The 12063-nt window shown below is 36.6% G+C and carries 15 protein-coding genes; 11 read left to right on the top strand and 4 right to left on the bottom strand.

The features are described 5' to 3' along the window. The first annotated feature begins 174 nt into the window (after positions 1 to 174). Both EAX61_RS14215 and EAX61_RS14210 read left to right on the top strand, forming a co-directional pair. Positions 175 to 651, top strand: a complete 477-nt coding sequence (locus EAX61_RS14215) for a hypothetical protein (protein WP_147448383.1) — start codon at positions 175 to 177, stop codon at positions 649 to 651. Positions 652 to 927: 276 nt separating this feature from the next. After that, positions 928 to 1353 carry a hypothetical protein gene (locus EAX61_RS14210; RefSeq protein ID WP_121918372.1) on the top strand — a complete coding sequence of 142 codons (426 nt, stop codon included), beginning with the start codon at positions 928 to 930 and terminating at the stop codon, positions 1351 to 1353. A 611-nt stretch (positions 1354 to 1964) separates the two neighbouring features. On the opposite strand, the gene EAX61_RS14200 is transcribed toward EAX61_RS14210, so the two are convergent. The 4 genes from EAX61_RS14200 to xrtF are packed head-to-tail and all read right to left on the bottom strand — an operon-like array spanning position 1965 to position 3744. Then, on the bottom strand, positions 1965 to 2183 hold the full coding sequence (locus EAX61_RS14200) for a hypothetical protein (RefSeq protein WP_121918370.1): 219 nt from the start codon (positions 2181 to 2183) through the stop codon (positions 1965 to 1967). Between the two features lie 2 nt (positions 2184 to 2185). Then, a complete protein-coding gene (locus EAX61_RS14195) occupies positions 2186 to 2737 on the bottom strand; it encodes a DUF3347 domain-containing protein (protein WP_121918369.1) in 552 nt (183 codons plus the stop codon). 31 nt (positions 2738 to 2768) lie between these two features. Continuing rightward, complete coding sequence (locus tag EAX61_RS14190) at positions 2769 to 3203, bottom strand: exosortase F system-associated membrane protein (RefSeq protein WP_121918368.1); 435 nt, start codon at positions 3201 to 3203, stop codon at positions 2769 to 2771. Then, the gene (gene xrtF, locus EAX61_RS14185) at positions 3196 to 3744 is read right to left on the bottom strand and encodes an exosortase family protein XrtF (protein ID WP_121918367.1); all 549 of its coding nucleotides are present in this window, start codon (positions 3742 to 3744) and stop codon (positions 3196 to 3198) included. The genes EAX61_RS14190 and xrtF overlap by 8 nt, the downstream gene beginning before the upstream one ends. Positions 3745 to 3787: 43 nt before the next feature. On the opposite strand from xrtF, the gene EAX61_RS14180 reads away from it, so the two are divergent. From EAX61_RS14180 to EAX61_RS14135, 9 genes are all read left to right on the top strand, one after another. Beyond that, positions 3788 to 4243: a GAF domain-containing protein gene (locus EAX61_RS14180; RefSeq protein WP_121918366.1), complete on the top strand. Its 456-nt coding sequence runs from the start codon at positions 3788 to 3790 to the stop codon at positions 4241 to 4243. A 258-nt stretch (positions 4244 to 4501) separates the two neighbouring features. After that, entirely contained in the window at positions 4502 to 5944 is a 1443-nt protein-coding gene (asnS, locus tag EAX61_RS14175; protein WP_121918365.1) for an asparagine--tRNA ligase, read from the top strand. A gap of 279 nt (positions 5945 to 6223) precedes the next feature. Further along, on the top strand, positions 6224 to 6886 hold the full coding sequence (locus EAX61_RS14170; protein ID WP_121918364.1) for a hypothetical protein: 663 nt from the start codon (positions 6224 to 6226) through the stop codon (positions 6884 to 6886). A gap of 11 nt (positions 6887 to 6897) precedes the next feature. Then, complete coding sequence (locus EAX61_RS14165) at positions 6898 to 7533, top strand: hypothetical protein (protein ID WP_121918363.1); 636 nt, start codon at positions 6898 to 6900, stop codon at positions 7531 to 7533. An 835-nt stretch (positions 7534 to 8368) separates the two neighbouring features. Continuing rightward, positions 8369 to 8998: a hypothetical protein gene (locus EAX61_RS14155; protein ID WP_121918361.1), complete on the top strand. Its 630-nt coding sequence runs from the start codon at positions 8369 to 8371 to the stop codon at positions 8996 to 8998. Between the two features lie 249 nt (positions 8999 to 9247). After that, positions 9248 to 9904: a hypothetical protein gene (locus EAX61_RS14150; RefSeq protein WP_121918360.1), complete on the top strand. Its 657-nt coding sequence runs from the start codon at positions 9248 to 9250 to the stop codon at positions 9902 to 9904. Further along, positions 9871 to 10539 carry a hypothetical protein gene (locus tag EAX61_RS14145; protein WP_147448382.1) on the top strand — a complete coding sequence of 223 codons (669 nt, stop codon included), beginning with the start codon at positions 9871 to 9873 and terminating at the stop codon, positions 10537 to 10539. Before EAX61_RS14150 ends, EAX61_RS14145 begins: the two co-directional genes overlap by 34 nt. Next, positions 10518 to 11288, top strand: coding sequence for a sensor histidine kinase (locus EAX61_RS14140; protein WP_121918358.1), 771 nt, complete (start codon positions 10518 to 10520; stop codon positions 11286 to 11288). The genes EAX61_RS14145 and EAX61_RS14140 overlap by 22 nt, the downstream gene beginning before the upstream one ends. Beyond that, positions 11285 to 11914 (top strand): response regulator transcription factor, encoded by a 630-nt coding sequence (locus EAX61_RS14135; protein ID WP_121918357.1) that lies wholly within the window; start codon positions 11285 to 11287, stop codon positions 11912 to 11914. The genes EAX61_RS14140 and EAX61_RS14135 overlap by 4 nt, the downstream gene beginning before the upstream one ends. Positions 11915 to 12063: the final 149 nt, after the last annotated feature.

Below are 12063 nucleotides of genomic sequence, written 5' to 3'. Positions count from 1 at the left end.
TGTTCATTTTCTTTGAGAGCTTTGATAATCTGACTCTCACTAAATTTGCTGCTTTTCATAATGACAGTTTGAATTTAAAGTTAGTAAATTCGAATTAGTAACTGTCCTATTTATGGGGAAGTCTACAACGGGATATCGACGATAAAAGTTATTATATAACGAGTTGCCCACAATATGAGAAAACCGATATTCACAATATTAATCTTGCTGATTTTTGAAGTTGGAATTTCCCAAGAAGTAGCCGAATCTGATTTAATCGGAGAATGGACATTTATCGAATTGCAAGATGAGAACGGAGAAAAACAGACAAAAATTCCTCTGACAAGATTCGGTCGTGATATGGGAATAGAAAAAGTAAATCGAGACAGCTATATTTTCAATGACGACGGAACTTATAAAAGTTTTAACCCTTTGAATACTTCATACGGAACTTGGTTTTTGGACAAAAAAACGAACGAAATAAATTTGGAATTACGAATTGAACCTGACAGTCCTTATTTGCCTTCTTTAAAGAAAGCTAAAATTGTAACTAAAAGGAAAGACGGATTTTATTATCAAAAAGCAGTTAAGAAAAGAATTTTAATATTCGGAACTGATTCAATGACAATTGCTGACAGAGAAAAATACGTATTGATTTATGAACGAAAATAAATACTGCGGGCAACAAATGTATAACTGCAATTACGGCGGATTCGACTACGTCCGAATCCACTCCGAATTGCTAACGTCAGTTCTTAATCAAAAATTAACGCTTATTAACCTGTAAATGAAGGTTATACGAGACCTTCATACTGTCTAAAAACCTATTTTTATAACTTTAGTACTCGGGTAGGTGTCTTCAAAAATTTTAAATGCGCGATTCTCAGGGATTGAGTTTGAGTTTATAGGCAGGCTGCCGTTGCACGCAAGCTGAAAACCGAACTATAATTGATAAAAAGAGCTATAATAATAACCTTAATTCTGAACTCAATAATCCTGATTGGAGTTCCTGCTGGACACGGTTACGGAATAATGGTAATGTTCGAATTTATAAGTATTCCGACTCTAATTAAGAGTGGATTTGACTTTCAGAAAGAATATCCGTTTGAAAGTAGTCTGATTTTAATCGCTTTGGTTTCTTTAATTGGAAAACTTATTTCAATTTCACTATTGTTTTCAAAAAATATTTTGAACAAAAAGAACTGGATTTATATCGGTCTGACTTTAATGCTGATTTCATTTCTTTTTGTTTGTTATGGAACTTGGGAGTATGACAGCTTTCTTTTTGCAATAACACTTGGAAGCGGAATACCATTTTTAATGTATTTCGGCAGAGTTTTATATTTAATTAATCTAAGAACAAATCGGAATTAGTAACTAAATAAAATTAAATGGAGCCATCATTATTGACATCGCTAATTGGTATTTCAGTTTTTACTATTTTAATGTACTTTGGTTTTAAATACGCAAATGGAAATTGGAAAGTTTCTGAATCCAAAAAATCTGATTATTTTAATTGGACGAACAAGCACGGAAAGACAATAAAAAAAGCGATAATTATTATATCAGTCATTTACGGAATTTCAATGTTAATTCAAATATCGAATTTGATATAAAGCAGCAAAAAGCCTGCGTACAACACCTTATATAACTCATTAAATATTCACACCCCCAAAATAAAAGCCTCCAGTACACAAACACATAAAACAAGAAAACCGTCTTTTTTAAGGACGGTTTTTCGTTTTTCCGAATTTGTACGACAAACCTGTGAGGTGTCGTGAGGCAGTAGTTACTTCTTTCTAGAAGGAGCCTGCGGAGCCTTTTTTGCTGCAACTTTTGCTTGTGAGCGCGCTGGAGCTGGCTTTGCATTAGACTTAGTCTGTTTCATAAAACCGATGTTTTAATTATAGAATAAATGTACGCCAGGAGAATTCAAGTTGATACTTTTATTGGCTATAATTTAACGGATTTTCTAGTGTTAAATATTAGCGCTGCTCGTCTCCCTTGCGCGTAAGCTGAAATATGGAAACCGCAAGCAAGGTGACAATAAGGGGCACAATTACAAACAAATCTACTCGATGTATATCTGCCTTACCGGGATTGAGTGTAAACCATTCTTGGACATTCTTTTCCCAAATTACAGCCAGCACGATCATTACTACAGTAAGGATTTGTACGAAGGTTATTTTTCTTTTTGTAGCCATAATTAATTGATTTCTTTATCTACAACACCACACTTAAGCATCTTATCGCCAAAGTAAGGATTACGTACCTCCTTAGAGTCAGAAAGCCAGTAAGCTCCTTTTCCGTCAAAAGCCATCGGGCAGTACTGCTTAAAAATGGTTCCAGAAGTAATTGTTTCCTGAGCGATCTGTGCCTCAACGGCTGCGGTAATATTTTCAAATCCTTTACGTATCTCAGCAACTTCACTCTCTTGTATTACAGGCATAGTAGCCGTCATTATATTTGAGAATGAATCATTGTTTTCAACTGTTTTTAAAAAGGCATCTAAGGCATTTTTTGAGGTAGAGACGTCCGTATTTACAAGTGCAGCCTTAAGGTCAAGATATGCTGTATACACTTTTGTAAATGCTTCATTTTCAAAAGAGACTTGCTCCTTGCTATCGGTTTTATTTAGGTCTTGGGGAGCGGTATCTACTTTTTGTACTTGACTTGGCGCCTGTTTTATTTCTGGCTCTCTATTATTTTTACAAGCTACTGTAGCAAGTACAGTAAAGGCAATGATATACTTTTTCATCCTATTTAAATTTGACTACAAAAATACAACCCTATGGACGATTTGCCTTACGGTAATAGTAAAAAGCGGGTATGAGTATAAATATGAGTATAGGCTGTATTAAAAACCTGCGCACGTAGAACAGGGAGCGATAACTTTCGGCTCCAGCATTGTTTATCATTATGGTGAGCACAGTTAGGAGAACGGTAAAAATTGCCACATATAAAATCAATGAGAACCTCACGATACCTACCTCTTGAAAAACTAGCCACAGTATGGCGAGAGATAACATCATATGTATCATAAATCTCAATGCAATGTTGAGGAGGTATTTTAAGGTTTCCATTTCTGGTAGCGGTTGGGCTTGGTAATCTGTCTTAAAAAATATGATAAGCGGATCGTAGAAGAGGGCGCTTTCGCGAAAGCGAACAAAAACAAATCCCACTAAACAGAGGAAGATCATTCCGTATCGAAGCCACTTATGCATCTGTAGCAGGTTTTGTGTATGATTTTACCCACGCAAGCCATAGCAAGAATACGGCTCCATAAATAATCGCCGGAAAGACGGTGCCGTGCAATATTTCTGCATATTCAGGATATTCATAAATACCAATAGCGAGTATCGCGATACGAAAGACATTTATAACATATATAAGTACGGAGCCGCCAAAAATAAAAAGAAGCGTGCGCTTTGCGCCTCCCCAAAACGCCAGCATAAAGGATATAAAAAGTAAGATGATACTCACAGCATTACATCCCTCGATAATACGGGCTAGAGGAGCGCCCTCCACGCTAAGGTTCATCGCAGGTTCTATCGCGCTAGGTTCTACACGACCGTCGTACCCAAAGCCTTGTATGAGCAACTCGCTCTGTTGCGCTACGCTATGTGTTATAAAATCTGGATAATAGGTCTGGCTACCGCCATACACTAAATATAGATTATATAGAGATACGAGTGCCAAATAACTCCCTAGAAACGTAAGGATAAAAAGGAGTACCGACTTATATTTGCGCAATAATTGAAACAAGGGCTGTTTATTTACCTTATGAAACCCCTAAAATACAAGAAAAATGGCTTTAGACACTTTAAAACCCCAGGTGACTACAATTCTAGCTCAAACCGATGTGACTCCTTATGAGCGGTTAACACAAGTATGCACACTTTTGCAGGAAAATGTGACCTATTATGATTGGGTAGGTTTTTACTTTGCAAACCACAAGGCGCGTACTTTGCATCTTAAGGCTTTTGCTGGAGAGGCAACAGATCATACGGTCATACCATTTGGTAAAGGGATATGTGGGCAGGTAGCTGTTTCTAACGAGAATTTTGTAGTGCCAGACGTAAAGGCGCAAGACAATTATATTGCGTGTAGCATAACGGTAAAGAGCGAGATTGTGATTCCCTTATTTAAGGACGGTGTTAATATAGGGCAAATAGATATAGACTCTCATATTATAGACCCATTTACTCCAGCAGATGAGCAGTTCTTACAATGGGTAAATGAACAGGTCGCAGAGATTTTATAAGCCCTACTTCAGCGGTTGGTTGTATTTTAAAAGCCTTAGGTTGCGATAACGTAAGGCGTTTTATTTGATAATTGGTTTGAGTTTTTCGCGTTTGATTTACTCGAGACAAGCTCAGGATGCATCGCAAAAGCAAAAAAAAAGACAACATATATTCATCCCAGTAATTGCTTTAGTTCAAAACCCCAAAATCTCTTTTCAGTTAGAAAACAAAAATTATCTTTGCGTTCCGATATATCGGGTAGTGCAAAAAACGCAATTATGAAACATACCTACGTGGCAGATGTACTTGCCAGTAATGAATTACATCAGGAATTTACAGTAAAAGGATGGGTGCGCTCTTTTAGAGCAAACCAGTTTCTGGCGCTTAATGATGGATCTACCATCAATAACATTCAATGTGTTGTTGATTTTGAAAATACAGATTCGGAGCTTCTAAAGCGTATTACTGTGGGTGCCGCTGTGTCCATAACAGGAATTCTTGAGGAAAGTCAAGGGGGAGGACAGCGTGTGGAGATAAAGGCAAAAAACATAATCATAGAAGGTGATGCAGATCCAGAAGACGTAAAACTCACCATTCTATCACCTAAGCGCCATACGTTAGAAAAACTACGGGAGCAGGCACACTTAAGAGTGCGTACCAACACCTTTGGAGCAATTATGCGACTGCGTCATAAGCTCTCTTTTGGGATACACCAGTATTTTAATAATAACGGTTTTTATCAAGCTCATACACCTATAATCACAGGAAGTGATGCAGAGGGCGCTGGAGAAATGTTTCAGGTAACGGCTCTTGACCTGAACAACCCTCCAAAAACCGAAGATGGAGCGATAGATTACAGTAAAGATTTCTTTGGCAAAGAGACAAATCTTACTGTTTCTGGACAACTAGAAGCAGAGACTTTTGCATTAGGATTAGGGAAGGTATATACCTTTGGTCCAACCTTTAGAGCAGAAAATAGCAATACCTCAAGACACCTAGCCGAGTTCTGGATGGTAGAGCCAGAGGTTGCTTTTAACGATCTGGATGACAACATGGATCTCGCCGAAGATTTTATTAAGTATGTCATAAACTATGTGCTAGAGCATTGTGATGATGACCTTGCTTTTCTAGAGGATAGACAAGTGCAAGAAGATAAAAGCAAGCCACAGGCAGAGCGAGCCACGATGAGACTGCGCGATAAACTTAAGTTTATCGTAGATAATGATTTTAAACGTGTGAGTTACACAGAGGCTATTGATATTTTGCGCAATAGTAAACCTAATAAGAAGAAAAAATTTAAGTACCCTATAAACGAATGGGGTGCAGATTTACAAAGCGAACACGAGCGTTTCCTTGTCGAAAAGCATTTTGAGTGCCCTGTAATCCTATTTGATTATCCTGCAAATATCAAGGCATTTTATATGCGTCTAAACGAAGATGGAAAAACAGTACGTGCTATGGATGTGCTTTTCCCTGGAATAGGCGAGATGGTAGGAGGTTCTCAAAGAGAGGAACGTCTCGATATTCTTAAAGAGAAAATGAGTGCACTAGACATCTCTCACGAGGAACTGAGCTGGTATCTCGATACTCGTAAGTTCGGAACGTGTACGCACAGTGGCTTTGGACTTGGTTTTGAGCGACTCGTACTTTTTGTTACGGGAATGACTAATATTAGAGATGTAATTCCTTACCCTCGTTTTCCTGGAAATGCCGAGTTTTAGGTAGACGGTAAACGATAATAATTTTTACGCTTTCGCGAAAAAATATTTTGCCTCAGGAGCTTTTTTCTGAGGCTTTTTTGTTTCTATTGTGGTAGTCCTGATACACCCTTCTACTCCGCTCAGGGTTCAGTTGCGATTTTCTATTTCAAGTTCAAGGTCAAGTTCGATTTCGGTTTCGGTTTCGCCGTTGGGGGTCATTTGCCCCTTTTTTAGGCGTGATGATTGTTATTTCAGGCTAAATGCTATCTTTAAGGATTGCTAACCAAAAATCAATTTAGAATGAAAAAATTAAAACTTTTACTACCGCTGTTTCTAGCGGGACTTTTTCTTGTCTCTTGTGGCGAGAAACCTAATGATAATGGTCACGATGATGATCATTCAGATGATGGTCAGGGAATGGAAATGGTGGATCCTCCTAAATTTATCATCCCTGTACATGAGGCAGACAATCTCTATCTCAATTACGGAAATAATCGCGCCGACTTTCTAGAAGAAGTTGTAAACGAGCAGAATCCTGATTTAGAAGAGGAATACACTCCTACCCGCTTTGTTACTGTAGACTTTGATGAAATGTATCAATATATGAAGTTTGTAAAGCAACAGTCCGACAAAGCAAAAATCAAACCTGAAGGATTACGCTTTTATTTTGGACAAATAAAAAGCAAAGGTTCAAAGGGGATTGACCCAGGAGTTGAAACCTTATTTTTTAATCCAACTGCAAACTTCGATGGGATTGAAGGAGGGATTTCCTATGCTATAAAAACAGATGTAAGTGGGAATATCTCCGCTGTAACTGTAGGTAGCATAATTGACAGCAGTAAAACGCAACAAACTCAAAAAGGTGCAAACTTGTTATTGCAAGGCGGTATTCAGAGTTTAGCAGGAAACAGAGGGCACCTGCCACCGCCTCCACATCCAGGAGATCCTGACGATTATCACTAATTATAGAAATTGTGACCATACTAGAAATTTTATTTCAAGTAGCCGAGTTGCTTTCTGCAATTTTGGCTACTATTTTTTTTAAAAAATATAACAAGACAGTTATAAAGTGGATGTTACCTTATCTCTGGTATGTTGTTCTAAATGAAACACTATCATATTTTCTCGTAATAAAAAGAGGACTACTGCAATACGAATTAGTAAACCTTTATTTACTCATAACGGTATTATTTGTCCTTTTCTTAATTTCTAATAGAGTTCGATTATCCAAACATAAAGCTATATTACATTTCATAGCGATAGTATTTACAATGGGGGTAGCTATTGAATGGGTAGTAAAAGGTATAGGTGTATCTTGGCAGTTTTCCGAATTCATAGGAGCCCTTTCTGTGATTATAGGCACCTGTATTTATGGTATAAGTTTATTTATTAATGATGATCTATCTAATCCTATAAAAAATCTTTTTACTTATATTATGTTGGGCTTTACCACATATTTTATTGCTGGACCCATAATTTTTATTGCTATTTATCTTTATTCCGATAATTACGATTTAATTATTAGTTTGAAATATTTACTTTATGGAACAATCATTTTAATGTACTCCATTTTTTCCTTCGGGTTTATTTATTCTGATAAGGAAGAATAAAACCTTACACCTCATAGAAAACTTACTTTTTCTAGTGGAATTGCTTCGATTTAAACACTTGGTATTTCTATAATGTGGTTCTATTAATTTTTTTGCCTGAAGCTAAGTTAAGGCCTGAAGATATTGACCTAGCGCCCCAGATTACAAGTAATTATAAAAACTATAATGTTAATCGTTGCTATGAATTATCTTACATACATTGTGATAAGTGTCGAGATAATTGCAGCTCTTGCAGCAACGTTTTACTTCTATAAATACAAAAACACAACGCTTAAGTGGCTCTTGCCGCTATTGTGGTATATTCCTGCAAATGAAATATTTTGTAATTTCATTGTTTCAAGGTCTTTTTTCTATCCCTTTTACAATCTATACGATATTATCGTTTCTGTTTCTATTCTCTTAATTATCAAGTCACAACTCAGAACACGAGTAAGAAAAAAAATTCTGAGGTACTTAATCATTGCCTGTCTAATATCATTTATAATCAATATGTTACTGATTAATCCTCTTAAGGAATTTACTACCGGTGCTTTTACCTTTTCTGCTTGCTTAATAGTTGTTGCTTTGCTTTATTATTTAATTGAATTATTGAAGATAGACGAAATATTAAATCCAAGTCACAACATTTTTCTTTGGATTTCTGCGGGATTTTTAATCTTTCATATCTCGTACCCTATTCTGTATTTTTCTAGGCGCTTTTTAAACGCTGGGAGTTTGGCATTTTATAATTCGTTAGATAAATTACACGTAACTGTTGTGGTATTATCCTATAAGACTATTACCTTTGGCTTCTTTTGGGGTAAAAAAATGGAATCCGCAATAACAAATTAGGGATATGACATTATATCAAATTGTTTTTATTGCAGAAGGTCTGGCAGTTCTATTAGGCACGTGGTATTTCTATAAATATAAAAACACATCTTTTAAATTCTTGCTCGCTTACCTCTGGATAATGCTGGCCATGGAAAATGCAAATCATCTGTTTGATATTCCTGACTTTTGGCAATTTGTACGTTGGAATCTCTTTGGAATAGCGAGCAGACTATTATTTATGTGGATGTTTAGAGAGGAAACACATTCCACTCGCACGAGGAAAATTATCACATTCCTTATGATACTACTGACTTCAGGTTTCATAATAAGTCTATTAATACAAGGATTTGCTGCAATGCATACTGAAATTCAATTTGTGGCAAATATCTTTGGCATTATCTCTATTGCTCTATATGCTGCAGATCTTTTTAGTAGAGAATATATACATCAAATAGGTAGAGATGTCATTGTATGGATTGCCGCTACATTTCTTATAATCTTCACTAGTTTTCCTATCATACAGACTGCTAAACTATTATTTTACGGACGAGAACCTCTATTCTCAAATATAATGTGGGTAATGGCAGGTGTGATCGTCTTGATGTATTCTGTGCTTTGTTTTGGCTTTATCTATTCATATCCTAAGAAGTAGTTAGTTCATAAGCTTAATAGATTATGGCTCAGATATATTATTAAAAAAAGGGGTCATTTGCCCCTTACCAGAAATGTAAAAGGATAATAACTTTACGGTTTAATGTAAAGTATGCCTAACGAAGAGGTTCTGATCATTTGGCTCGTATGTGCGACCATATTGCTACTATTGTTTATAGTAGCAACAATCTTTTGTGGGATAGCCTTATATTATCGTTTTGACAAGCATCCTAGGATCAAAACGTAGTGTATGTACTATAATATTATTCTTTCTATTGAAATTCTTGCTGCGATTTGTGGAGTCATTTTTTTCAAAAAGTACGGTCAGACACCACTTTGGCCTTGGGTGATCCTTTTAATAATGGCTCCTACTGCTGAGCTCATTGGTATATGGTATAGTAATAATATTACATATAACAACCACGTTGTTTTTAACACCTACTCTTTCCTTTACACCTTGATTTTATTTAAAATCATTTATGACCACATTCTTGGAAAATCTAGGAAGCGGCTTATAGTCATCCTTTTGATCATCAACATTGTAACGCTTTTAATTAATTGTTTTTATGACGATTTCGTAACAGGTTTTTTAACAATTCATCGTGGTGTCCATATTACCACACTAATACTATCTCTGGCTATTTATCTTGTTGATATATTAAAAAGAGACAGTGTCATATCTCTTAAACAAAATCTCCCGCTTATCGCATTTTCTGGACACCTGCTCTTTCAAGTAATTTATCTACCTATATTTATTACATTCGAGTATATTGTAAGTTTAGAAAGCGGTGGAGATTTAATTTATACTGTACTTCACAATGTACAAGGCGTAGCTATTATTATGATGAACGTCTTATTTATATTTGGTCTTATTTGGACAAAAAAAACCAAGGCACTCTCGGTGTAATGGGCTCTGTAGAATACATATCAGAATGGCTCGCTGCAATCTTTGCCCTTATTTTCTTCTATAAATACCGCATGCAACCCATACGCTTGGTGCTTCTCATTTTATGGATAGCAATTATTGCCGAAACAGCCGCAAGACTATGGATAGATGCAGGGTACACAAATAATCATTGGATTTATAATTGTTATGCGATTCTTTTTTATGGGCTTTTTTATAAAATGACGTACGACCATATTAAAAATAGTAAACGAAAAAAGATTGTTGCTTTGCTATCTATACTTATGCTGGCTGTTATCATATTCCGCAGTTTTACGTCACCTTTTGCCACTCGTTTTATGACTCATACCTTTAATGTGGCAACCGCTGTTATGGTAATTAATCTTATGTATTACGCTATCGACTTACTAAAAAGTGATATCAATTTTATATTGCGTGAGCGTCTTGAGGCCTTTGTATTTGTAGCCTATGCAATCTTTGCTGTTTCCTTTATACCGCTATCCCCATTAGTATTTGCTATCTGGGGTGATTTCTCGTCTAGTGCGGCTCAAACATTAAGCGATATACAAGGGGCGATACTTATAGTTATGAATCTCATTCTTATTTTTGGTTTTGTATGGACGAGAAAGCAACGTTAGTCATCGTTCTGGTGGCTGTGGCCATTCTATTATTGCTGCTTATTGTGGTGGCCATCCTGTTTTCTGTATTTATGAAACGTAAAAACACTCTTGTGCAAGAACAACTGGAGGCGCAAAAGCGTTTCGAGCAGGAGATTGCAGAGACTCAGATAGAAATAAGAGAGGCTACCCTGCGTAATATAAGTTGGGAGTTACACGATAATATAGGTCAATTGTTAACCCTTGCCAAAATCCAGACACAGAATTCTGGTGGTAGCCAGCAGGATTTAGATATGGCTGCGGCTACGATAGGAAAAGGACTTAAGGAGATAAGAACATTGTCAAAACTCATTAACCCTGAAGCACTTAATGAGATGTCTCTTAAGGAAGCACTTCAGTTGGAACTTGAACGTTTCAATAGAATGGCGTATCTTGAGTCTAAACTTACAACCTCTGGAACACCACTGGAGATAGACAAGAAGATTGAGGTAATTATCTTCCGTGTATTGCAAGAGTTTTTTACAAACACGATAAAACATTCTAAAGCAACAGAGCTTCTGGTAGATGTACGTTATGATGCACGAACCCTTACCATCGTTGCAGCAGATAATGGAGTAGGTTTTGATTACGCTTTCGCGAAAGCAAAAAACGGTATAGGTCTCACAAATATGGAATCAAGGGCAAAACTCATAGGAGCGACCATAAACTATAATTCTGCTGTAAACCAAGGTACACAGCTGAAACTCATATATACACCCAATAAGATATGAATACAATCGTAGTAGTAGATGACCATACCTTACTCTCACAAGCCATAAGTGGTCTGGTAAACTCATTTGAGGATTTTGAGGTATTGTATACAAGCAAGCACGGGCAGGACTTTATAGATCAACTTAAGTTTCCGGACAAAGTCCCGGATATCGTTCTTATGGACGTAAATATGCCTATTATGGATGGAATTGAGACCACAGCGTATCTCAAAGATCATTACCCAGATATCAAGGTGCTTGCACTTTCTGTCGAAATAGAGGAGCGCACCATACTTAAAATGATACGCGCGGGGGCAAAGGGATACCTACTCAAAGACACCGAAAAATCTGTACTGGAAAATGCACTAAAAGAGGTGGTAGACCAAGGGTTTTACCATACGAATACAGTAGCAAAACTACTGATGAACAGTCTCGACTCTGACCCGACTCTAACATTAAAGGAGCGAGAAATAGAATTTATAGAGCACGCCTGTACCGAAATGACGTATAACGAGATTGCAGAGAAGATGTTCTTAAGCCCAAAAACCGTACAAGGATATAGAGATACCGTTTTTGCAAAACTCAACCTTAAGAATAGGACAGGATTAGTCATCTACGCTATAAAACACGGGTATTTTAAACCTTAATAAATAGGATTCATTGTCATCTCACATTTATGGTTTGGGATGTAAATATTTTGTTTCCTAAGAGCGTACCTCTCAAATTTGAAAAGATGTACTAAACGACAAAGGCGTGAACAGATGTTCACGCCTTTGTCGTTTAAATAAAATTATAA

This window comes from Dokdonia sinensis, assembly GCF_003688895.1.
In the GTDB taxonomy this organism is placed as follows: domain Bacteria; phylum Bacteroidota; class Bacteroidia; order Flavobacteriales; family Flavobacteriaceae; genus Dokdonia; species Dokdonia sinensis.
Note: the sequence above shows the minus strand (reverse complement) of the source record. Positions and strands in the feature narration are given on the sequence as shown.